At 64.6% G+C, this 22703-nt stretch carries 22 protein-coding genes and 1 tRNA gene; 7 read left to right on the top strand and 16 right to left on the bottom strand.

Features of this window, described 5'->3' with window-relative positions; genetic code table 11:
- Positions 1 to 17: 17 nt before the first annotated feature.
- The 14 genes from nuoF to QHG62_RS17880 all read right to left on the bottom strand — a co-directional run bounded on the left by nuoF (position 18) and on the right by QHG62_RS17880 (position 12625).
- Positions 18 to 1358, bottom strand: coding sequence for an NADH-quinone oxidoreductase subunit NuoF (nuoF, locus tag QHG62_RS17815; RefSeq protein ID WP_432445621.1), 1341 nt, complete (start codon positions 1356 to 1358; stop codon positions 18 to 20).
- The gene (gene nuoE / locus QHG62_RS17820; protein ID WP_281146866.1) at positions 1358 to 1915 is read right to left on the bottom strand and encodes an NADH-quinone oxidoreductase subunit NuoE; all 558 of its coding nucleotides are present in this window, start codon (positions 1913 to 1915) and stop codon (positions 1358 to 1360) included. The genes nuoF and nuoE overlap by 1 nt, the downstream gene beginning before the upstream one ends.
- Before the next feature lie 10 nt (positions 1916 to 1925).
- Complete coding sequence (locus tag QHG62_RS17825; RefSeq protein WP_258507955.1) at positions 1926 to 3179, bottom strand: NADH-quinone oxidoreductase subunit D; 1254 nt, start codon at positions 3177 to 3179, stop codon at positions 1926 to 1928.
- A gap of 1 nt (position 3180) precedes the next feature.
- Positions 3181 to 3792: an NADH-quinone oxidoreductase subunit C gene (locus QHG62_RS17830; RefSeq protein ID WP_258507957.1), complete on the bottom strand. Its 612-nt coding sequence runs from the start codon at positions 3790 to 3792 to the stop codon at positions 3181 to 3183.
- 13 nt (positions 3793 to 3805) lie between these two features.
- Positions 3806 to 4285, bottom strand: coding sequence for a NuoB/complex I 20 kDa subunit family protein (locus QHG62_RS17835; RefSeq protein ID WP_012748606.1), 480 nt, complete (start codon positions 4283 to 4285; stop codon positions 3806 to 3808).
- Positions 4286 to 4300: 15 nt separating this feature from the next.
- On the bottom strand, positions 4301 to 4660 hold the full coding sequence (locus tag QHG62_RS17840) for an NADH-quinone oxidoreductase subunit A (RefSeq protein ID WP_012748607.1): 360 nt from the start codon (positions 4658 to 4660) through the stop codon (positions 4301 to 4303).
- Between the two features lie 65 nt (positions 4661 to 4725).
- Positions 4726 to 4810: transfer RNA gene (locus QHG62_RS17845), tRNA-Leu, on the bottom strand.
- A 117-nt stretch (positions 4811 to 4927) separates the two neighbouring features.
- Positions 4928 to 5353 (bottom strand): preprotein translocase subunit SecG, encoded by a 426-nt coding sequence (gene secG / locus QHG62_RS17850; RefSeq protein ID WP_281146867.1) that lies wholly within the window; start codon positions 5351 to 5353, stop codon positions 4928 to 4930.
- Between the two features lie 39 nt (positions 5354 to 5392).
- A complete protein-coding gene (tpiA, locus tag QHG62_RS17855) occupies positions 5393 to 6178 on the bottom strand; it encodes a triose-phosphate isomerase (RefSeq protein ID WP_281146869.1) in 786 nt (261 codons plus the stop codon).
- Complete coding sequence (locus QHG62_RS17860) at positions 6172 to 7170, bottom strand: NAD(P)H-quinone oxidoreductase (RefSeq protein WP_281146870.1); 999 nt, start codon at positions 7168 to 7170, stop codon at positions 6172 to 6174. The genes tpiA and QHG62_RS17860 overlap by 7 nt, the downstream gene beginning before the upstream one ends.
- An 82-nt stretch (positions 7171 to 7252) precedes the next feature.
- Complete coding sequence (gene pnp, locus QHG62_RS17865; protein WP_281146871.1) at positions 7253 to 9568, bottom strand: polyribonucleotide nucleotidyltransferase; 2316 nt, start codon at positions 9566 to 9568, stop codon at positions 7253 to 7255.
- A 215-nt stretch (positions 9569 to 9783) separates the two neighbouring features.
- Positions 9784 to 10050, bottom strand: a complete 267-nt coding sequence (gene rpsO, locus QHG62_RS17870; RefSeq protein WP_007837783.1) for a 30S ribosomal protein S15 — start codon at positions 10048 to 10050, stop codon at positions 9784 to 9786.
- 115 nt (positions 10051 to 10165) lie between these two features.
- Positions 10166 to 11323, bottom strand: a complete 1158-nt coding sequence (locus QHG62_RS17875; protein WP_281146874.1) for a pyridoxal phosphate-dependent aminotransferase — start codon at positions 11321 to 11323, stop codon at positions 10166 to 10168.
- Between the two features lie 12 nt (positions 11324 to 11335).
- Positions 11336 to 12625, bottom strand: coding sequence for a branched-chain amino acid ABC transporter substrate-binding protein (locus QHG62_RS17880; protein ID WP_281146875.1), 1290 nt, complete (start codon positions 12623 to 12625; stop codon positions 11336 to 11338).
- 121 nt (positions 12626 to 12746) lie between these two features.
- Here QHG62_RS17880 and QHG62_RS17885 point away from each other — a divergent pair, with 121 nt between their 5' ends.
- Both QHG62_RS17885 and QHG62_RS17890 read left to right on the top strand, forming a co-directional pair.
- Positions 12747 to 13118: an Hsp20/alpha crystallin family protein gene (locus tag QHG62_RS17885; protein WP_281146876.1), complete on the top strand. Its 372-nt coding sequence runs from the start codon at positions 12747 to 12749 to the stop codon at positions 13116 to 13118.
- A 196-nt stretch (positions 13119 to 13314) separates the two neighbouring features.
- A complete protein-coding gene (locus QHG62_RS17890) occupies positions 13315 to 14073 on the top strand; it encodes an alpha/beta hydrolase-fold protein (protein WP_281146877.1) in 759 nt (252 codons plus the stop codon).
- Here QHG62_RS17890 and tsaD read toward each other — a convergent pair.
- Positions 14009 to 15070 carry a tRNA (adenosine(37)-N6)-threonylcarbamoyltransferase complex transferase subunit TsaD gene (gene tsaD / locus QHG62_RS17895; protein ID WP_281146878.1) on the bottom strand — a complete coding sequence of 354 codons (1062 nt, stop codon included), beginning with the start codon at positions 15068 to 15070 and terminating at the stop codon, positions 14009 to 14011. The two genes, QHG62_RS17890 and tsaD, sit on opposite strands and share 65 nt — an antisense overlap.
- 76 nt (positions 15071 to 15146) lie before the next feature.
- Here tsaD and QHG62_RS17900 point away from each other — a divergent pair, with 76 nt between their 5' ends.
- The 4 genes from QHG62_RS17900 to QHG62_RS17915 all read left to right on the top strand — a co-directional run bounded on the left by QHG62_RS17900 (position 15147) and on the right by QHG62_RS17915 (position 19848).
- Complete coding sequence (locus tag QHG62_RS17900; RefSeq protein WP_281146879.1) at positions 15147 to 16427, top strand: nitrate regulatory protein; 1281 nt, start codon at positions 15147 to 15149, stop codon at positions 16425 to 16427.
- Between the two features lie 359 nt (positions 16428 to 16786).
- Complete coding sequence (locus tag QHG62_RS17905) at positions 16787 to 18031, top strand: CmpA/NrtA family ABC transporter substrate-binding protein (protein ID WP_281146880.1); 1245 nt, start codon at positions 16787 to 16789, stop codon at positions 18029 to 18031.
- 13 nt (positions 18032 to 18044) lie between these two features.
- The gene (gene ntrB / locus QHG62_RS17910; protein ID WP_281146881.1) at positions 18045 to 18983 is read left to right on the top strand and encodes a nitrate ABC transporter permease; all 939 of its coding nucleotides are present in this window, start codon (positions 18045 to 18047) and stop codon (positions 18981 to 18983) included.
- A gap of 55 nt (positions 18984 to 19038) precedes the next feature.
- Positions 19039 to 19848 carry an ABC transporter ATP-binding protein gene (locus QHG62_RS17915; protein ID WP_281146882.1) on the top strand — a complete coding sequence of 270 codons (810 nt, stop codon included), beginning with the start codon at positions 19039 to 19041 and terminating at the stop codon, positions 19846 to 19848.
- A 25-nt stretch (positions 19849 to 19873) separates the two neighbouring features.
- Here QHG62_RS17915 and QHG62_RS17920 read toward each other — a convergent pair whose 3' ends face one another.
- Complete coding sequence (locus QHG62_RS17920) at positions 19874 to 21166, bottom strand: type IV pili methyl-accepting chemotaxis transducer N-terminal domain-containing protein (RefSeq protein ID WP_281146883.1); 1293 nt, start codon at positions 21164 to 21166, stop codon at positions 19874 to 19876.
- Positions 21167 to 21423: 257 nt separating this feature from the next.
- Here QHG62_RS17920 and QHG62_RS17925 point away from each other — a divergent pair, with 257 nt between their 5' ends.
- Complete coding sequence (locus QHG62_RS17925) at positions 21424 to 22689, top strand: MFS transporter (protein WP_281146884.1); 1266 nt, start codon at positions 21424 to 21426, stop codon at positions 22687 to 22689.
- Positions 22690 to 22703: the final 14 nt, after the last annotated feature.

Genomic DNA, 22703 nt, shown 5'->3' on the forward strand with positions numbered 1-22703 from the left:
ATATGTGTTTCTCGCGCTCAGGCCTTGACGGGCGCTTTCGGGACGTAACCCGGAATCAGGGCCTCGAACTCGTGACGGTAGTGCTTGATCATGGCGCGCACTGGCATGGCCGCCGCGTCGCCGAGGGCGCAAATCGTGCGGCCCTGGATGTTGTCTGCCACGGAGTTGAGCAGGTCCATGTCGGACGCCCTGCCCTGCCCGTTGTGGATGCGGTCCACCACGCGGTACAGCCAGCCCGTGCCTTCGCGGCAAGGCGTGCACTGGCCGCAGGATTCGTGCATGTAGAAATACGAGAGGCGCCGCAGCGACTCGACCATGGAGCGGCTGTCGTCCATGACGATGACCGCGCCCGAGCCCAGCATGGAGCCGGCCTTGGCGATGGAGTCGTAGTCCATCGTGCATTCCATCATGATCGATGCAGGCAGCACGGGCGACGACGATCCACCGGGAATCACGGCCTTGAGCGTGCGGCCCTTGCGAACGCCGCCGGCCAGTTCAAGCAGCTTGGAGAACGGCGTGCCCATGGGCACTTCGTAGTTGCCGGGCAGCTCGACGTCGCCGCTCACCGAATAGATCTTGGTGCCGCCGTTGTTCGGCTTGCCGCACTCCAGGTAGGCCTGGCCGCCGTTGCGGATGATCCAGGGCACCGCCGCGAAGGTCTCGGTGTTGTTGATGGTGGTCGGCTTGCCGTAGAGGCCAAAGCTGGCCGGGAACGGCGGCTTGAAGCGCGGTTGGCCCTTCTTGCCTTCGAGCGATTCGAGCAGCGCGGTTTCTTCGCCGCAGATGTAGGCGCCGAAGCCGTGGGCCGCGTGCAACTGGAAGTTGTACGTGCTGCCCATGATGCCGTCGCCAAGGTAGCCGGCGGCGCGCGCTTCCTCGAGGGCTTCCTCGAAGCGGTCGTAGCTCTGGAAGATCTCGCCGTGGATGTAGTTGTAGCCCACGCTGATGCCCATTGCATACGCGGCAATGGCCATGCCTTCGATCACGATGTGCGGGTTGAACTGAAGGATGTCGCGGTCCTTGCACGTGCCCGGCTCGCCTTCGTCCGAGTTGCAGACGAGGTACTTCTGGCCCGGGAACTGGCGGGGCATGAAGCTCCACTTGAGGCCGGTGGGAAAACCCGCACCGCCGCGGCCGCGCAGGCCCGAGGCCTTCACTTCGGCAATCACCTGGTCGGGCGTGAGGCCTTCGGTGAGGATCTTGCGCAGCGCCTGGTAGCCGCCGCGCGCTTCGTAGTCGGCCAGGCGCCAGTTGGTGCCGTCGAGGCCTGCATAGATCTGCGGCTCGATGTGGCGGTCATGGAAGCAGGTCTGGACGCCCGTGGCCTGGAACTGCTGGAGCACTTGTTCGGGCGACATCATGCGGCCTCCCCCTTGGTGGTTCCAGTGGACGAGCGCAGCCCGTCGATGAGCTGGTCGAGCTTCTCGTTGCTCATGAAGCTGCACATGGTGCGGTCGTTGACCAGCATCACGGGCGAATCGGCGCAGGCGCCCAGGCATTCGCTCTGCTGCAGCGTGAACAGGCCGTCGGCCGTGGTTTCGCCCATCTTGATGCCGAGCTTTTTCTCGAGGTGAACGAGCGCCGTAACGCCGTCACGCAGCTGGCATGGCAGGTTGGTGCACACGTTGAGCTTGAACTTGCCCACCGGGTGCTGGTTGTACATGTTGTAGAAGGTCGTGACCTCGTGCACGGCGATGGGCGCCATGCCGAGGTATTCGGCGATCTCGCGCTCGCGCTGCATGCTCACATAGCCTTCGTCCTGCTGCACGATGGCCAGGCAGGCCATCACGGCCGATTGCTTGCCTGCTTCAGGGTACTTGGCAACCTCGCGCGCAAAGCGCTCGAGAATCGCGGGCCTCAGAGGAGCAGAAGGCGCCGTAGGCGCCGTGTCATGGTGGGTCGAGGAAGTCGTCATTCGCTCTTTCTCACCTGTCGATTTCGCCGAACACGATGTCCATCGTGCCGATCACCGCGACAGCGTCGGCGATCATGTGGCCGCGCGACATTTCGTCGAGGGCGGCGAGGTGCGGGAAACCGGGCGCACGGATCTTCAGGCGGTACGGCTTGTTGGCGCCGTCGCTTACCAGGTAGATGCCGAACTCGCCCTTCGGGTGCTCGACGGCGGCATACGCTTCGCCTTCGGGCACGTGGAAGCCTTCGGTGAAGAGCTTGAAATGGTGGATCAGCTCCTCCATGTTCGCCTTCATCGATTCGCGCGCGGGCGCGGCGACCTTGTGGTTGTCGGTGATGACCGGGCCGGGGTTGGCGCGCAGCCATGCCGAGCACTGCTGGATGATCTTGTTGGCTTGGCGCATTTCTTCCACGCGCACCAGGTAACGGTCGTAGCAGTCACCCGTCTTGCCGACCGGCACGTCGAACTGCATCTGGTCGTAGACGTCGTAGGGCTGCTTCTTGCGCAGGTCCCACTCCACGCCCGAGCCACGCAGCATGGGGCCGGTGAAGCCGAGGTTCAGCGCGCGCTCAGGCGTGACCACGCCGATGCCCACGGTGCGCTGCTTCCAGATGCGGTTGTCGGTGAGCAGCGTTTCGTACTCGTCGACCATCTTCGGGAAGCGCTTGCAGAAGTCGTCGATGAAGTCCAGCAGCGAGCCCTGGCGGTTCTCGTTGAGCTTCTCGATGGCCTTCGCATTCTTGATCTTGCTGACCTTGTACTGCGGCATTGCGTCCGGCAGGTCGCGGTACACGCCGCCCGGACGGAAGTACGCCGCATGCATGCGCGCGCCCGACACGGCTTCGTACATGTCGAACAGGTCTTCACGCTCGCGGAAGCAATAGATGAGCATGTTCATCGCGCCGCAGTCGAGACCGTGCGCACCGAGCCACAAGAGGTGGTTCAGCAGGCGGGTGATCTCGGCGAACATCACGCGGATGTACTGCGCGCGAATCGGCACTTCGAGGCCCATCATCCGCTCGATGGCCAGGCAGTAGGCATGCTCGTTGGACATCATCGACACGTAGTCGAGGCGGTCCATGTAGGGCAGCGACTGGATGAAGGTGCGCGATTCGGCGAGCTTTTCGGTCGCACGGTGCAACAGGCCGATGTGCGGATCGGCGCGCTGGATCACTTCGCCGTCGAGCTCGAGCACCAGGCGCAGCACGCCGTGCGCTGCAGGGTGCTGGGGACCGAAGTTGAGTGTGTAGTTCTTGATTTCGGCCATATCAGTGCAAACCGCTGCCGTAGTTGTCTTCGCGAATCACGCGCGGCGTGATTTCCCGCGGCTCGATGGAGACCGGCTGGTAGATGACGCGCTTCTGCTCTTCGTCGTAGCGCATTTCGACGTGCCCCGACACCGGGAAGTCCTTGCGGAACGGATGGCCGATGAAGCCGTAGTCGGTAAGGATGCGGCGCAGGTCGTCATGCCCCTCGAAAACGATGCCATAGAGATCGAAGGCTTCGCGCTCGAACCACGTGGCGGCATTCCACACAGGCTGGAGCGAATCGACCACGGGCAGGTCTTCGTTCGGCGCAAACACCTTGAGGCGTACGCGCTGGTTGAGGCTCACCGAAAGCAGGTGCGTGACGACGCAATAGCGCTCGCCCTGCCACTCGCCTTCGCGGTAGTCGGAATAGTCCATGCCGCAAAGGTCGATCAGCTGCTCGAAGCGGCAGCCGGGCGCATCGCGCAGCAGCGTGGCGGCTTCGATGTAGTCGGCAGCGCCGACAACCACCGTCACCTCGCCCAGCGCGATCGTCACGCTCTTGGCCTTGGCGCCGAGGGTCTCGGCGATGGTGGCGCGCAGCACCTCCGGCGATATTGCAAAGTCGGTCATCGTCGGCAGTCTCTCAGGCGCGGGCAATGGTGTTGGTGCGGCGAATCTTCTGCTGCAGCTGGATCACACCGTAGAGCAAGGCTTCGGCGGTGGGCGGGCAACCCGGCACATAGACGTCGACCGGCACGATGCGGTCGCAGCCGCGCACCACCGAATAGCTGTAGTGGTAGTAGCCACCGCCGTTGGCGCAGGAGCCCATGGAAAGAACCCAGCGCGGCTCGGGCATCTGGTCGTAGACCTTGCGCAGAGCGGGCGCCATCTTGTTGCACAGCGTGCCGGCCACGATCATCAGATCGGACTGGCGGGGGCTGGGCCGAAACAGCATGCCGAAACGGTCGATGTCGTAGCGGGCTGCGCCTGCGTGCATCATTTCGACGGCACAGCAAGCCAGACCGAAAGTCATCGGCCAGAGTGATCCGGTCTTCGCCCAGTTCACCACCGAGTCGTAGGTGGTGGTGACGAAGCCTTCCTTCATGACGCCTTCAATGGCCATTTTGATGATTCCTTGTCATTCCCAGTCGAGCGCGCCTTTTTTCCACTCGTAGGCAAAGCCCACGACGAGGATGGCGAGAAAGATCATCATGGCCCAGAAGCCGACGGCGCCGATTTCCTTGAGCGCAATGGCCCACGGAAAGAGAAAGGCAATCTCGAGATCGAACAGGATGAAGAGAATGGCGACGAGGTAATAGCGCACGTCGAATTTCATGCGCGCATCCTCGAAGGCCTCGAAGCCACACTCGTAGGGAGCGTTCTTCGCTGCGTCGGGCCGATTGGGACCCAGGATGTAGCCGATGACTTGCGGTGCGACGCCTACACCGACACCGACCAAAATAAACAAAAGGACGGGGAGATAGGAATCGAGGTTCATCGGGAGATTTTCACCGCTTGCCACCGGCAGAAACACTCTGGATGAGGTTTTCTGCCGGTGAGATTTGGTGCGGTCGGCGAGACTCGAACTCGCACAGCTTTCGCCACTACCCCCTCAAGATAGCGTGTCTACCAATTTCACCACGACCGCGGTTTTTTGTTCGGATGGCATGAGGTACCTGTGAAGGTGTTTGGCTTTCCGAACAGCTTTAGAGTTTACCCTGAAATGGAGCCTTTTCTCACTGGCGACTCCATGAAAACAACTTGATTATTTGCTCGGGATCTGGCCCGGGCCCGAAACAGGTGCCGCAGGAGCCGAAGCAGGCGCATTGGCCGGCACCGCACCCGACGTACCTGCGGGAATCTGGCCGGGGATTTGCCCTGCTGCACCGGAAGCGGGCGCAGCAGGCGCACCCACAGCAGCGCGCTCCAGCAGGCTGCCACCGCCCACAGGCCGTGCGTGGCTGAAATAGGCCAGCAGCAGCGTGCATGCAAAGAATACCGCTGCCAGGACAGCCGTGGTGCGCGAAAGGAAATTCGCGCTGCCGCTGGCGCCGAACAGGCTGCCTGCGCTGCCGCTGCCGAAGGCCGCACCCATGTCGGCGCCCTTGCCGTGCTGGATCAGGATCAGCCCGATCATTGCAAGGGCCGACAGCATCTGCACGCCGACCAAGAGATTGAGGACCACATTCATTCGTTCTTACTCCTAATTGATGTCAGCCGCCCCTCGCGTTCAGCGAGCGGCAGCGGAAATGATCTGCAAAAAGTCTGCTGCCTTGAGCGAAGCGCCGCCGATGAGGCCGCCGTCGATGTCGGGCTGCGCCAGCAGTTGGGCGGCATTTGCCGCATTCATGCTGCCGCCGTAAAGAATGCAGATGCCGGCCGCATGTTCGCTGGCCGCATGGTGAAGCTGAGTACGCAGCACGGCGTGCACGGCCTGCGCCTGCTCGGGAGTGGCCGTCTTGCCGGTGCCGATGGCCCAGACGGGTTCATAGGCCACGACGATCTCGCTGATGCAGTGGCCATTGACGTGGATCACCGCGGCCAGCTGGCGCTTGACGACTTCTTCGGTGTGCCCGGCTTCGCGCTCGGCCAGCGTTTCGCCCACGCAGACGATGGGCGTGATGCCGTTCGCCAGCGCAGCCGCCGTCTTGGCTGCCACCGCCTCGTCGGTTTCGCCGTGGTACTGGCGACGCTCCGAATGGCCGACGATGGCATAGCGCACGCCGAATTCCTTCAGCATGGCCGCCGATTGCTCGCCGGTGAACGCACCTTGCGGGTGCGCCGAAATGTCCTGCGCACCAAGTGCAATGGCCTTGGAACCTGCCAGCAGCGATTGCAGCTGCGCGAAATACGGAGCCGGCGCGCAAAGTGCGACGTCGCAAGCGGCCGGTGCCGCGGCCAGGCCCTGCAGCAAGGCCTTCACCAGCGCCTCGTTGGCAGCCAGGCTGCCGTTCATCTTCCAGTTGCCGGCGATCAGCTTCTTCTTGGTTGTCATCGTGTTGTTGCCCGTCACCATGTCAGCACGATCTTGCCGATGTGCTGGTTGGATTCCATGAGTGCATGTGCCTGCGCCGCGCCACTGGGTTCGCCGCCCGCTGCAAAGGTGCTGTGGATCACGGGCTTGACCGCGCCGCTTTCGAGCAGCGGCCAGACCTTCTCGCGCAGCGCCTTGGCAATGGCGCCCTTGAACGCCACAGGCCGCGGACGCAGCGTCGAGCCGGTGATCACCAGCCGCTTGCGCAGCACCAGGCCCGCATTGAAGTCGCTCTTGACGCCGCCCTGCACCGCAATGATCACCAGCCGGCCGTCTTCGGCCATGCATTCGATCTCGCGCGCCACGTAGTCGCCCGCAACCATGTCGAGGATCACGTCCACGCCCTTGCCGCCGGTGAGCCTCTTCGCCTCTTCGGCGAAGTCGCTCGTGCGGTAGTTGATGGCGTGGTCCGCGCCCAGCCTCTTGCAGGCCTCGCACTTGTCGTCGCTGCCGGCCGTGACGATCACCGTCGCGCCCAACGCCTTGGCAATCTGGATTGCCGTCACGCCGATGCCGCTCGAGCCGCCCTGGATCAGCAGGGTTTCGCCCTTTTGCAGGCGGCCCCGGTCGAACACGTTGCTCCAGACGGTGAAGAAGGTCTCGGGCAGCGAAGCCGCCTCGATGTCGCTCCAGCCCTTGGGCACCGCAAGGCATTGCGCCACAGGCGCCACGCACAGCTCGGCATAGCCGCCGCCAGCGATCAGCGCGCAGACGCGGTCGCCAATCTTGAAGCCCGCCTCGGCCAGGGCAGCGGCATCGCCCGACACGATCTCGCCGGCCACTTCGAGGCCCGGCAGGTCGGAAGCACCCGGCGGCACCGGGTAGTGGCCCTTGCGCTGCAACACGTCCGGACGGTTCACGCCGCTCGCGGCAACACGGATCAGCAATTCGCCCACGCCGGCCACCGGATCGGGACGCTCCACGGCGCGCAGCACCTCAGGGGCGCCGTACGAAGTGATTTCAATGGCTTTCATGGTCTTTGGCCTGCAACGCCCGTGTCCGGGCGTGGTTAGCAATTAAAAAGTCGGCAACGGCAAAGCTGCCGTTGCGCCCTTCTTACTCTTGCGATTCGCGCGGTGCGTACGGCTGCTCGCCGGCGGGGGCCTGCGGCTGCTCGTTGCGCGGCTGCTGCTGCTCGTTGTTGAAACGAGGCGCACGTTCGCCGCCGCGGTCACCGCCACGGTCGCCACGGTCCGAACGCTCGCGACGCTCGCCGCCGCGATCACCGCGGTCGCCACGGTCTTCACGCGGTGCGCGTTCCTGGAATTCCATGCCTGCCGGGCGCTCGCTCAGGGCCTTCATGGACAGCTTGACGCGGCCCTTTTCGTCCGTCTCGAGAACCTTGACCTTCACGATCTGGCCTTCGCTCAGATAGTCGGTCACCTTCTCGACGCGCTCGTGCGCGATCTGGCTGATGTGCAGCAGGCCGTCCTTGCCGGGCAGCAGGTTGATGAGTGCGCCGAAGTCCAGGATCTTGGTGACCGGGCCTTCGTAGACCTTGCCGATTTCGACTTCGGCGGTGATCTGCTCGATGCGCTTCTTGGCCAACTCGGCCTTTTCCGGATCGGTCGAGGCGATGGTGATGGTGCCGTCTTCGTCGATGTTGATCGTCGTGCCGGTTTCTTCCTGCAGGCCGCGAATGACTGCGCCGCCCTTGCCGATCACGTCGCGGATCTTCTCGGGGTTGATCTTGAGCGTGGTCAGGCGCGGTGCGAACTGCGACACCTCGGTCTTGGCTTCGCCCATGGCTTCCTGCATTTTGCCCAGGATGTGCATGCGCGCCTCCTTGGCCTGGGCCAGTGCGACCTGCATGATTTCCTTGGTGATGCCCTGGATCTTGATGTCCATCTGCAGCGCGGTGATGCCGTTGGTCGTGCCGGCCACCTTGAAGTCCATGTCGCCCAGGTGATCTTCGTCGCCCAGGATGTCGGTCAGCACCGCAAAGCGGTTGTCTTCCTTGATCAGGCCCATGGCAATGCCGGCCACGTGCGCCTTCATCGGCACGCCGGCGTCCATCATCGAAAGGCAGCCGCCGCAGACCGAAGCCATCGACGAGGAGCCGTTCGATTCGGTGATTTCCGACACCACGCGAATGGTGTACGGGAACTCTTCCTTGGTCGGCAGCACCGCGACGAGCGCGCGCTTGGCCAGGCGGCCGTGGCCGATTTCGCGGCGCTTGGTCGAGCCCATGCGGCCCACTTCACCGGTGGCAAAGGGAGGCATGTTGTAGTGGAACAGGAAGCGGTCTTCGTACTCGCCGGCCAGCGCGTCGATGCGCTGTGCGTCGCGTTCCGTGCCGAGCGTGGTCACAACCAGGCCCTGCGTCTCGCCACGCGTGAACAGCGCCGAGCCGTGGGTGCGCGGCAGCACGGAGTTGCGGATTTCGATGGGGCGCACGGTGCGCGTGTCGCGGCCGTCGATGCGGGGTTCGCCCGAGAGAATCTGGCTGCGGACGATCTTCGATTCGATCGAGAACAGCAGGTCGTTGACCTTGCCGGCGTCGAAGGGTTCGCCGCTTTCCTTCAGCGTGTTCATCACGCTGGCGTTGGCTTCGCGCAGGGCTTGCGTGCGGGCTTGCTTGCTGCGGATTTGATAGACGGCGCGCAGCTTTTCTTCAGCCAGGCTCTTGACCTTGGCGACGAAGGCTTCGTCTTCGGCCGGCGGCTGCCAGTCCCACACCGGCTTGCCGGCGTCGCGCACGAGTTCATGGATCGCGTTGATCGCGATGTTGGCTTGTTCATGGCCGAACACCACGCCGCCCAGCATGATTTCTTCGCTGAGTTGCTGTGCTTCGGATTCGACCATCAGCACGGCGGCTTCGGTACCTGCCACGACGAGGTCCATCTGCGAATCCTTGCGGGCGGTCTGGCCCGGATTCAGCACGTACTGGCCGTTGATGTAGCCCACGCGCGCAGCGCCGATCGGGCCGCTGAACGGAATGCCGGAAATCGACAGCGCGGCGCTCACGCCGATCATGGCGGCGATGTCGGCGTCGACTTCGGGGTTGAGCGACAGCGTGTGGATGACCACGTGCACTTCGTTCAGGAAGCCTTCGGGGAACAGCGGGCGAATCGGACGGTCGATCAGGCGGCTGGTCAGCGTTTCGTGTTCGCTCGGCTTGGCTTCGCGCTTGAAGAAGCTGCCGGGGATCTTGCCCGCGGCGTAGGTCTTCTCGATGTAGTCGACGGTCAGCGGGAAGAAGTCCTGGCCGGGCTTTGCCGACTTGGAGGCCACCACGGTCGCCAGGACCACGGTTCCGTCGATGTCGACCACCACGGCGCCACTGGCCTGGCGAGCGATTTCACCCGTTTCCATGACGACGGTCTTGTCGCCCCATTGGAAGGACTTGGTGACTTTGTTGAAGAGGCTCATGTTTGCTCCTGTTTTGATAGCGATTGACCTGTATTCATCACAGGTTCCGCAGGGACGGAGGCTTCTCAGAACACGATGCCATTCCAGCGAAGCTCAGCGGGAACTTCATTGGAATGACACAGCTTCGCTCTGTTTTGGCACTCCGAAAGTGGATCGCGAAGTAAAAAACGCCTGAGCTAGCGGACTAACCCAGGCGTTTTTTCATGCGATTCGGTTTACTTGCGCAGACCCAGCTTGGCGATCAGCGCGGTGTAACGGTCGGCATCCTTGGACTTGAGGTAGTCCAGGAGCTTGCGGCGGCGGCTCACCATGCGCAGCAGGCCGCGACGGCCATGGTGGTCCTTGGCGTGCGTCTTGAAGTGGGGGGTGAGCTCGTTGATACGGGCGGTCAGCAGTGCGACTTGCACTTCGGGGCTGCCGGTATCGTTGGCGGCGCGGGCGTTGTCTTTGACGACTTCGGCCTTGATGGAGGCTGCGATCATGTTGAATTTCCTTGTTCCGGGATGTTTGACTTGCGGTAGGCGCTGGAACTGCCCCTACCGTGCGCCTTGCGGCATGCAAAGCCTCGGGATTATAGCTCGCCCGGGGCTTGCGCGTTTACTGTCTGGATAGCCAGGTTTTCAGGCGCTCCACGCCTTGCACAAGGCGCTGCGGGTCCTTGGAGGCGAAGCACCAGCGCAGCCAGCCTTGGGCTTCCGGGGCGAAGGCGTTGCCGGGGGCCAGGCCAAGGCCAGCCTCGACGACCAGGCGCTTGGCAAGCTCGAGGGAGTCGCCGAAGCCTTCGAGCCGGAAAAAGGCGTACATGCCGCCCTTGGCCGGGGTCACCTGCACACCGGGCAAGGCCGCCAGCAGCGGCACCAGAGTGTCCCGGCACTGCTTCAGGTGGGCAACCACGCGAGGCGTGATCTCCGCGGTGTGCTCGATGGCGGCAACGGCGGCGCGCTGGGTGAACACGCTCGCGCACGAGGTGTTGAACTCGATCAGCTTGCCGATGCCTTCGACCAGCGCGGGCGGCAGCACCAGCCAGCCAAGGCGCCAACCGGTCATGAGAAAGCTCTTCGAAAAGCTGTGCGTCACCACCAGCCGGTCGTCGGGCCTCGAAATGTCCAGAAAGCTCGGAGCGCAACCGTTAGACGTGGGCTCGAAGTAGAGCCGCTCGTAAACCTCGTCGGCCAGGATCCAGGTGCCGGTTTCGCGGCAGTGGTCGAGCACGGCCTGCTGCTCTTCGCGCGTCATGGTCCAGCCTGTCGGGTTGTTGGGCGCGTTGACGATCAGGAGCTTGGTTTTTGGCGTGACGGCCTTTCGCAACGCTGCAAGGTCGAGCGTCCATTGCCCATCGGCGGGTACCAGCGACACCGTGCGCACCACAGCGCCAAGAATCGCAGGCTGCGCCGTCAGGTTGGGCCACACCGGCGTGACCGCAACCACTTCGTCGCCCGCATCGACCAGCGCCTGCACCGCAAGCATCAGCGCGCTCACACCGCCGGAGGTCACGGCAATGCGCGAAGCATCGACCTTGGGATGCAGCTTGCTGGTGTAGCCGGCGATTGCCTCGCGCAGTTCGGGCAGGCCGAGGTTGTGCGCGTAGAAGGTTTCGCCGCGCTGAAGCGAATCGATGGCCGCCTGGCGGATCACCTCGGGCGTGACTTCGTCGCTTTCGCCGAACCAGAAGGCGAGCACGTCGTCGCGGCCGAGACCGGCATTGGCAACCTCGCGGATCTTGGAGGCTTCGAGGTTGTGGATGGCTTCACGCATGAGTTGGTTTTCCTAGCTTCTCTTCATCTTGCAGGTCGTCGGCAGTTCGGCGCGTTCGGGTGCGATGGTCTTGATCACGCGAAAGCCGTAGCCGGAACCTTCGACATCGAACTGCACGCCCGGCCTGCCCTGCCTGTCCATCACGCCGACCACGAGTTGCTGCTGGAACTGATGGTCCGAAGCGCGCATGCGTCCGCGCTGGCCGTAAAGGCTCACGTCGGCCTGTTCGAGGGCACGCGCCACGGCGGCGGCCTCGGCGCTGCCTGCGCGCTCGATGGCTTGCGCCAGCGATTCCACCAGCAGTTGCATGCGCATGTGCACGTAGTCGTCGGCAGGCTTGGGAAAGCGCGCGCGAAATGCGCGATAGAACGCTTCGGACTGGGCCGTTTGCACGTTAGGCAGCCAGTCGGCCACGGCGATCACGCGGCCGATGCCGGCATCGCCGATGGCCGCCGGCGCACCGAGCGCATTGCCGTAGAAGGTATAGAAGGTGCCGTTGAAGCCGCCCTCGCGCGCCGCCTTCACCAGCAGCGTGAGGTCGTTGCCCCAGTTGCCGGTAAACACCGCCTGCGCGCCGCTCGCGATGATCTTGCTGGCGTAAGGCGCAAAGTCCTTCACCCTGCCCATCGGATGCAGTTCGTCCCCGACGATTTCCACATCGGGCCGCTGAACGCCCAGCTGGCGCTTCGATTCACGCAGCACCGCCTGGCCAAAGCTGTAGTCCTGGCCGATGAGGTATGCGCGCTTGAGCGTTGCATCGTCCTTCACCACGTCCATCAGCGCGACCACGCGCATGTCGGCATGGGCATCGAAGCGAAAGTGCCAGAAGCTGCAGCGCTCGTTGGTGAGCACCGGATCGACCGCCGCGTAGTTGAGAAAGATCACGCGCCGCGACGGATCGCGTTCGTTGTTCTTTTCAATGGCATCGACCAGCGCCGCGGCGGTCGCCGACGAGTTGCCCTGCAGCACGATGCGCGCACCGTCGTCCATGGCCGCGCGCAGCGCCGAGAGCGCTTCTTCGTTCTGCCCCTTGCTGTCGTAGCGGTCGAGCTGCAGCGGCCGCGCACCGCCGGGCACGCCCGGCAGCTTGATGCCGCCGCGCGCATTCACGCGCTCCACGGCCCACAGCAGATTGCGAAACACTGCTTCGCCCGTGTTGGCGAAGGGACCGCTCATGCTCTCGATAAGCGCCAGGCGGATGGGCGCCGGCGGCGTTTGCGCTGCTGCGGCAAAGGGGGCCGCGCATAGCGCCAGCGCCGCAAATTTCAAGGCCTTGCGACGCCAAATAAAGGGGGGATTCATTGTCTTGAAACGGTTGCGGCCGCGCCTAGATGTGGTGGCAAGCGGCACTCAGCTTTGAATGGCCGCGCAGTGTAAGGGACACACATTCTTGTCCCCATTGTGTTCATTCAGGAGTTCTTTCATGTTTTTCGCACCCGCCCTTCATACCGCCCGCTTTGCTCCGCGTTCGTACGACCGCGCCTTCGAGCGTTTCGTCAACGAAGCCTTCACCGATGCCCGCAAGTCCCCGCTCGTCGAACAGGACGAAAAGAGCTGGACGCTCTCCGTCGATGTGCCCGGCCTTTCGCGTGAAGACCTCACCATCGGCATCGAAGGTGCCGTGGTCCGCATCGGCAGCAAGGCCGAAGCCAAGCGCCAGTTCAAGGCTGCCTACGAGCTGCCGCAAGACATCGACGCGGGCGCCAGCGAGGCCAAGCTCGAGAACGGCGTGCTCACGCTGAAGCTGGGCAAGCAAGTGCCAGTGAGCCGCGTTTCGGAGCTGCAGATCAACTGATCTTGCAATGCCCACGAGAGGAAAGTGTCGTTAACTATTGTTTTTGACTTTGAAGACGCTCCTTAATCACAATAGGACAGTGAATAACGTCACATCATGTGACGTATTCACATTTTTCTTCTTTCTTCTTCGTGGGCGTCTCGCGGACGCACCGAATCGCTAACGGTGCGGATTCGGGTGCCCAATAAGGCACGCCATGATCACGCACCTCAAGTCAGCCAATGACAACGAACGGTCCGATACGCTCCTGGTTTTCCTGCCAGGCGCCTATCTCAAACCCGACGAATTCGAGCGCGAAGGCTTCATCAGCGCAGTCCAGGAGCGCCACCTGGCCGCCGATTCACTGCTGGTGGACGCCGACGTTTCCTACTACTACGACCAGACGCTCAGCGAGCGCCTGCATGCGGACGTCATCGAGCCGCAGCGCGCCAAGGGCTACAAGTCGATCTGGCTCGTGGGCATTTCCATCGGCGGCTTCGGCGCGCTGATCCACGAACTGTCCAGGCCGGGCTCGGTCGACGGCATCGTCGCGCTGGCGCCTTACCTGGGGCGGCGCGTTCTGGGCGCCGAAATCCACAAGGCAGGCGGCCTGCGCACCTGGCAGGCTCCCACCGGCCCTCAGCCCGACGAGGAAGTCGATCGCAAGCTGTGGCCCTGGTTCCAGCAATACCTGGAACCCCAAAGATCCAAGGACCTGCCGCAGCTGTACCTGGGCTTCGGCCTCAGCGACCGCTTTGCCAGCAACCACAAGCTGCTGGCGGATGCGCTGCCCGAAGGCCGGGTGTTCACCACCGAAGGCGGCCACGATTGGCCGCAGTGGCGCCAGCTGTGGCGCAACATGCTCGACGTGCTGCCGGTGCCTTCGCTCGGCCGCGCGCAGCGCCCCGCTGCTACGCGGGCACCTGCGCCGGCGCCGCGGATGCCATCAGCGAAGCCATGGGCCATCGCGGCTTGACGTCGAAGGCATAGCGCGCGCTGGCCTGCGCCAGGCCCGACTGCAGCCGCATCGCGGCCGCCATCGCGATCATCGCGCCGTTGTCGGTGCACAGGTGCAGCTCGGGGTAGTGCACGCGCACGCCGCGCCTGGCGCAGGCGGCGTTCAGTTGCTCCCGCAGGCTTCGATTGGCGCCCACGCCGCCCGCAACCACCAGCCGCTTGAGGCCGGTCTGCCCGAGCGCAGCCAGCGACTTTTTCAGCAGCACCTCGACGATGGCGGCTTGTGTGGAAGCGGCCAGGTCGGCCTTGCTCGCCTCCAGCCCGTCGCCGAGCTTCTTGGCCTGGGTCAGCACCGCGGTCTTCAGCCCGGCGAATGAAAAATCCAGGTCGCCGCTGTGCAGGAGCGGCCGCGGCAGCTTGAACGCCTCCGCATTGCCCTCTTCCGCCAGTTTGGCCAGCCACGGGCCACCCGGATACGGCAGGCCCATGAGCTTGGCACTCTTGTCGAAAGCCTCGCCCGCCGCGTCGTCGATGGTTTCGCCCAGCAGTTCGTAGCGCCCCACACCGTCCACCCGCATCAGCTGGGTGTGCCCGCCAGAAACGAGCAGCGCCACGAACGGAAACTCCGGCGGATCCGCGCTCAGGAAGGGCGACAGCAAGTGCCCTTCGAGGTGATGCACCCCGAGCACCGGTTTGCCTAGCGCCGCTCCCAGGGCGCACGCCACACCCGCCCCCACCAGCAAGGCCCCGGCAAGGCCCGGCCCGCGTGTATAGGCGACCACGTCGATTTCGGCCAGCGAACGTCCGGCCTCCGCCATGACCGCTTCGGTCAGCGGCAGCACGCGGCGGATGTGGTCTCGGCTGGCGAGTTCGGGCACCACGCCGCCGTAGGCCTGGTGCATGGCGATCTGGCTGTGCAGCGCATGCGAGCGCAAGAGCGGCAGCGCGTCGCCGTGCGACTCAACCAGCGCCACGCCGGTTTCGTCGCAGGAGGATTCGATTCCCAGAAGAAGCATTCGCAGGAGTGTAGGCGGCGCGGAATGCCCATGCGGCACGGATGTTGCAGCACGCCTTTTGCCTCCCCCTCCCACCATGAAATCCGGACTGAATTTCCTGATCGCCGCCAGAAAGTGCGAAATCGACGAGCTCGACCAGCTCGCGCGCACCAGCGACCTGGTCGGGCTGATCGCGCGGCTCGTCCATGCGCTGCAGCGGGAGCGTGGCATGTCCAACGTGTTTCTCGCCTCGCGCGGCGTTCGCTTTGCCGACCAGCGCGACCCGCAGATCGCCGAATGCCTGGCACTCGAACAAGAGGTGCGCGCCGGATTCGACCAGCTCGAAACCGAAGGCCGCCCGGGCGCCACCGCAGGCAACAGCGCCCGCCTCTTCAGCCGCATTGCCTGGGTGCTTCCCGGCCTGGACGGCTTGCCCGCGCTGCGGCGCCGCGTGGCAGCGCTGGAGCTGACGCCCGCGCAGGCGACCGCCGCTTTCGCCAAGCTCGTTGCCGGTCTGCTGGCCGTGGTGTTCGAGGCCGCCGACGGCGCCACCGACCCAGAGATTTCGCGCCTGCTCGTCGCGATGTTCAACTTCATGCAGGGCAAGGAGTTTGCCGGCCAGGAGCGCGCCTTCGGAGCCGCGTCGCTGGCGGTGGGGCGTACCGACGAAGCGCAGCGCCAGCAATGGCTGCACCTCATCGAGCTGCAGGAGCGCTGTTTCCAGGTCTTCATCGACTTTTCGAGCAGCGGCGTGCTAGCGCTGTGGCACCAGGGCCAGTCCGACGCCTTCATGGCCGAGATCGAGCGCCTGCGCCGCATGAGCGTGACCTCGGCCCAGGCGGCTTCGGGGGCCGCGCCCGACGCCCGGCTGAGCCAGAACTGGTTCGACTGCTGCACCCGCCGCATCGACGCCATGAAGACCGTCGAACACCGGTTGGCCGAAGAACTGCGCGAACTCTGCGCCCGCAAGATCGCGCAGGCACGCGGCGAGCTGCAGGAATACCAGCAAGTGCTCGGCACCCTCGCGCCGCAAGCCGAAGGCGCGATCTTCTTCGACGAGACCGGCACCGAGGCCACGGCACCGGCCCAATACGGCCGGCACCTCGAACGCTCGGTGCTCGACATGGTGCAGGAGCAATCGCACCGGCTGCAGGCCATGAGCGAAGAACTCGAGACCGTTCGCGCCTCCCTCAACGAGCGCAAGCTGGTCGAACGCGCCAAGGGCCTCCTGATGGCGCATCGGCGCATGAGCGAGAACGAGGCGCACAAGATGCTGCTGCAAACCGCCATGAACCAGAAGCGCCGCCTGGTGGACGTGGCCGAGTCGATGCTCGCCATGGCCGACTACCTGCCCCTGGACACGACATCGCGGCGCTGAACAGCCGGCCGCATGCGTTCGAAATGGTGCGGCGCACAACAAGCGTGCATCGCACCCACTTTCCGTCTCAGGGCCCCTGCGCACCCACCGGCAATCGTTCTTTTGCTGCCTATTCGATAGCACGGCGATAGCAAAAAACGGCCGACAAAGCTGGCACGCAGTTTGCTGAAGTAGTACATGGACCCCTGGGTCCGAGGCAGGCAGCACCCAACGGCGGGTGTTGCCCACCGAAGTTGGACAAAGGCGTCCCCCATCCCGCAAGGGCTCGTTTTCGAGCAGCCCCTGCGCGGTGCGGGACGCCTTTTTCGTTTTTGTTCTCTCTTTTGTTTGTTGTTGTTCTTCAACCGGAGCCCCGCCACATGACCGACCTGCTGAAAACCCGCCTCAGCCGCCGCCGCGTACTGCAAGCCGCCGCCATTGGCGCGGTGGGAATCGATCCCGCCCTGCGCGCTGCCGTCTGGGCCCAGGGCTCCGACAAGCCGGAAAAGGAAGAAGTGAAGATCGGCTTCATTCCCCTGACCGACTGCGCCAGCGTGGTGATGGCCTCGGTGCTCGGCATCGACAAGAAGTACGGCGTGAAGATCGTGCCCAGCAAGGAAGCCAGCTGGGCCGGCGTGCGCGACAAGCTCTCCAACGGCGACCTGGACATGGCGCACGTGCTCTACGGCCTGGTCTACGGCATGCACCTGGGCCTGAGCGGCCCCAAGAAGGACATGGCCGTGCTCATGACCCTCAACAACAACGGCCAGGCCATCACGCTGTCGAAGAAGCTCGCCGACAAGGGCGCGGTCGATGCCGCCTCGCTCGCCAAGCTCATCGCCACCGAAAAGCGCGAATACACCTTCGCCCAGACCTTTCCCACGGGCACCCACGCGATGTGGCTCTACTACTGGCTGGCCTCCGCCGGCATCGACCCTTTCAAGGACGTGAAGAACATCACCGTGCCGCCCCCGCAGATGGTGGCCAACATGCGCGTGGGCAACATGGACGGCTACTGCGTGGGCGAGCCGTGGGGCCAGCGCGCGATCATGGACGGCATCGGCGTGACGGCCATCACCACGCAGGACATCTGGAAGGACCATCCGGAGAAAGTGCTCGGCACCACGGGCGACTTCGTCAAGAAGTACCCCAACACCGCACGCGCCGTGACCGCGGCCATCATCGAAGCGGGCAAGTGGATCGACACCGGCCTGCAGAACAAGAACAAGATGGCCGAGACCATTGCCGACAAGAGCTACGTCAACACCAGCGTGGACGCCATCAACCAGCGCATCCTGGGCCGCTATGTCAACGGCATGGGCAAGAGCTGGGACGACCCCAACCACATGAAGTTCTACAACGGCGGTGCGGTGAGCTTTCCGTACCTGTCGGACGGCATGTGGTTCCTCACGCAGCACAAGCGCTGGGGCTTGCTGAAGGAGCACCCGGACTACCTGAAGGTGGCCACCGAGATCAACCGCATCGACATCTACAAACAGGCCGCCACTGCCACGCAGACGCCGGTTCCCAAGGACGTGATGCGTACCAGCAAGCTGTTCGACGGCACGGTGTGGGACGGCAAGGATCCGAAGAAGTACGCCGATTCTTTCAAGCTGCATGTCTGAGGAGAAGCACATCATGGTCAGCGCTGTATTTCATTCGCCGATGGACGCATCTCTCCCTCTCCCGCGTGCGGGCGAGGGCCGCAGTGAGGGCGTACCCCGTGCCGAGGCTGCCCCCCTCCCCACCCCACTCCTCAAAGTGGAGAAGGAGCAAAAGCAACGCACATCCGTCGACCTGCGTGCCTTCTGGATGCGCGTGCTGCCGCCGCTCGCGGGCTTCGGCTTGCTGGTGCTGATCTGGGAGCTGGTCGCCATGAAGAGCACCACCGGCTTTCCGTCGCCGCTTGCCACCTGGCAGCAGGCGCTCACGGTGTTCAGCGATCCGTTCTACAGCAAGGGCCCGAACGACCAGGGCGTGGGCTGGAACGTGCTCTCGTCGCTGCAGCGCGTGGCATTGGGCTTCGGGCTCGCGGCTGCAGTCGGCATTCCGGCTGGCTTTGCCATTGGGCGCTTCGAGTTTCTTTCGCGCATGTTCAATCCGCTGATCAGCCTGCTGCGCCCCGTGTCGCCGCTGGCCTGGCTGCCGATCGGCCTGCTGGTGTTCAAGGGCGCCAACCCGGCCGCCATCTGGACCATCTTCATCTGCTCGATCTGGCCGATGGTGATCAACACCGCCGTGGGCGTGCAGCGCGTGCCGAGCGACTACATGAACGTGGCCAAGGTGCTCAACCTGAGCGAATGGAAGATCTTCACCAAGATCCTCTTCCCCGCCGTGCTGCCCTACATGCTGACCGGTGTTCGCCTGGCGGTGGGCACCGCCTGGCTGGTGATCGTCGCGGCCGAAATGCTCACCGGCGGCGTCGGTATCGGCTTCTGGGTGTGGGACGAGTGGAACAACCTCAACGTCGCCAACATCATCATCGCGATCTTCGTCATCGGCATCGTCGGCCTGGTGCTGGAGTTTGCGCTCATCAAGCTTGCAACCGCGTTCACGTTCGAAGAGGTGAAGTCATGAGCCGCATGGCCGTTCCGAAGGCGAATACCGCAGCGCTGCTGCGCGGAGGTTTCCAATGAATGACGATTCCAAGTACATCGAGATCCACGACGTCGAGCAGCGCTTCAAGACGGCCAAGGGCAGCTTCCTCGCGCTTCGGGGCATCAACCTGAACGTAGCCAAGGGCGAGTTCATCACGCTCATCGGCCACTCGGGCTGCGGCAAGTCGACGCTGCTGAACCTGATTGCCGGACTGACGACGCCCACGCAAGGCGTGCTTCTGTGCGCCAACCGCGAAATCAAGGGCCCCGGCCCCGAGCGCGCGGTGGTCTTCCAGAACCACTCGCTGCTGCCTTGGCTCACCTGCTTCGAGAACGTGTACCTTGCAGTCGAGCGCGTCTTTGCCGCCACCGAGAACAAGGCGCAGTTGCGCGCACGCACCGATGCGGCGCTCGCGATGGTCGGCCTTGCACCGGCCGCGCAAAAGCGCCCCGGCGAAATCTCGGGCGGCATGAAGCAGCGCGTGGGCATTGCACGCGCGCTCTCCATGGAACCCAAGGTCCTGCTGATGGACGAACCCTTTGGCGCCCTCGATGCGCTCACGCGCGCCAAGCTGCAGGACGAACTGCTCGGCATCGTGCAGAAGACGCAGAGCACCGTCGTCATGGTCACGCACGACGTCGACGAAGCGGTGCTGCTGAGCGACCGCATCGTGATGCTCACCAACGGTCCGGCCGCCACCATCGGCGAGGTGCTGAAGGTCGATATCGCACGTCCGCGCAACCGCGTCGAACTGGCCGAAGACCCGGCCTATGTGCACGCCCGCAAGGCCGTGATCGATTTTCTCTACACGCGCCAGGCGCACGTGGAGAAGGTTGCGGCCTGACACCGCCGGCACGGCACAACCGGAGTCAGGACATGATGACTTGCAGGCTGTGTTCGTACCAGGCGGTGAGGCGCTCGAAAGTATCCACCAGCGCTTCGCTGGACCGCACCAGCGTGGCGCGGCCCTCGGGGCTCTCGAGTGCCTGCACCCCTCCGACAAGGCGCAGCCATTCGTCTCTCGCGGCCGCCAGTGCCGCGCGGATATCCGGTGAACTGAGGGGCGCACGCTCCAGCTCCAGGAGCGCCGCCTCGAACTCGTTCATCGTCGGCAACAGGCGCTCGCGCGAAGCCCCCGCGGCAAGCGCCGAAGCAAGCAATGCGTCCTTGGCCAGGCGCTGCGCGCGCATGCGCTGCCGCCCGCAGATGTTGACGATGCGCAGCGCACGCCGCGCGCCGGAGGCTTCGAGCGCATCGGTCAGCGCCTCGGCAGCGGCCAGCAGCTCGTCGCCGAGCTTGTCGATGTCGGCCAGTGCCTGCGGCACCGCGCGCGCCGCCAGTGCGGCGGAAAGCCCGCTCCACGCGGCCTGCACATCGCCCAGCGCGCCCGCGCCCGGAGCGCCAAGCTCGAGGGTGGCCAGATGATCCAGGTTCTGCTGCACCCGCTCGACCGATTGCGTGCGCAGTACGCGCGCGCGCTGCACGTCGATGCCTGCCAGCATCTGAGCGGCAATCCGCACCAGCCGCTGCGACAGCATGCGCAATTGCCCGGCGCGGTTGATCGCGTCGGCCCACTGCGCAGCCTCGATCACCGAGCGCGACACCTCGCCCAGCCGCAGGTTGGCATGCATGGCCGCGCCGCGCAGCAAGCCGAAGGCCTCGTCCTCGCCGATGCCGCGAGACGACATCAAGAGGCCCTTGGCGCGGTCGACCCATTTGCGTTCGTCCATGCGCGTGCGCAGGCCGTCGAGTTCGGTGCGCAGAGCGGCCTCGCGTTCCCGCCGGGCCTGCGCCAGCGCCATCACCGCACGAAGCGACGCGCCGCCGAAAGCTTCAATCGGCAGCCACGCATGCACACCCAGAGCAACCAGCGCTTCGTGCTGGGCACTGTCCAGCGACGCACTGACGAGGCCCAGAGCGCAAGGAGGCGCGCCCTTCCATCCGCCGAGCGCATCGAGCAGCGCCTGCAGCTGTTGCGCCGGTGCGGGCAGCCAGGCGATCACCTGTTGCGGTGCAAGCGCACCCACCTTCTGCACCAGCGTGTGGCAGGTGCCCCGCTCGACGGCAGCGACGCCGGCGCTCGCCAGCGCCTGCTGGAGCGGCTCCGGCAGCGGCTCGGACTCGGCGAAATCATTGGGCAGAACGACAAGAAGGGACATCATGGAAAAGCGGTTGAAGGCACGGCAAGCATAGGCCACGCGCGCTCGTTTTCGCAGGCACGTCTCTTGCATCGACACGGGTGCGGTGTAACGAAGCACCGCTTTGGTGAGGCTGCAGGCTCCTGCATCCATCCTGGCTGCGCAATGGCCGGGAAGCACCCCCACGCCGACAGCGTCCGCCGCCGGCATTCCGCCCCAACCCCGTCCGTCGACTCGGCCCATCAAAGGCTGCGCCGCGGCATTTCGCACGATTGAACGCCATGTCCAGTTTCAGGACCTTCTTGCACTCAGGCCACGGCCCGACGCTGTTCGCGGCCTTTCTGTACTTCTCGTTCTCCTGCTGCATCTGGGTGCTCAACGGCGCCATGGCGCCGTTCATCGGCGAAACCTTCGATCTTTCGCCCGCGCAAAAGGGCCTGATGCTGTCGGTGCCCATCATTGCGGGCGCGCTCATGCGCTTTCCACTGGGCATCCTCTCGCAATACATCGGCCGCAAGAACGCCACGCTGGTCGAGATGGGCATGATCGCCGTGGCCATGCTGTTCGGCTTCTTCTTCGTGAAGAGCTTCAACGACCTGCTGGCCATGGGCGTGCTGCTGGGCATTGCGGGCGCCAGCTTCGGCGTGGCGCTGTCGCTGGGTTCGGGCTGGTTTCCGCCGCAGCACAAGGGCCTGGCCATGGGCCTGGTGGGTGCCGGCAACGTGGGCACGGCGGTGTCGGTGCTGGTGGCGCCGCCGCTCGCGCAATGGCTCGGCTGGCAGGCGGTGTATGCCGTGGCGGCCGCCGCCATCCTGGTGCCGATGGTGGTGATGGTGGTGTTCGCCAAGGAGCCGCCCGACGTCGACAGCCACGCGAGCTTTCGCGAGCACATTGCCTGCCTGTTCGAAAAAGACGGCTGGGTGTTCAGCCTGATCTACGGCGTGACCTTCGGCGGCTTCATCGGCCTCATCACCTTTTTGCCCTCTTACTACTACGACCAGTTCGGCGTGAGCAAGGTGCAGGCGGGGCAACTCACGATGCTGGCGGCCTTCATGGGCGCCGCGGTGCGCATCGTCGGCGGCTGGATCTCCGACCGCTGGGGCGGCGTGAACACGCTCACGGTGGTGCTGCTGGTGGTGGCTGTCGGGCTGGTGCTTGTGGGCATCTCGTCGTCTTCTCTTGCACTCACCACGCTGCTCTTGATCTTGTGCTTTGCTGCGCTGGGCGCAGGCAACGGCGCGCTGTTTCAGCTGGTGCCGCTGCGCTGGCCCACCAGCACCGCAGTGGCCGGTTCGATGATCGGCGAAATCGGCGCACTGGGCGGCGGCCTTGTGCCCAACGCCATGGGCCTGTCGAAGCAATACCTGGGCAGCTACGTGTGGGGCTTTGTTTTCTTCGGCGTGCTGTCGCTCATCATGCTGGGCGTGATGCGCGTGATGCAGATCCGCTGGACCCGCACCTGGGCCGAAAAAGGTGGCCGTGCCCGCACTGCGCCGTCACCCGCCCCGGCCAAGTACACCGCTCCACCGAAGGCGGCGCGGCCATGACCCTTTTGCGTTCG

Source organism: Variovorax paradoxus, from assembly GCF_029919115.1.
Lineage (GTDB): Bacteria > Pseudomonadota > Gammaproteobacteria > Burkholderiales > Burkholderiaceae_C > Variovorax > Variovorax paradoxus_O.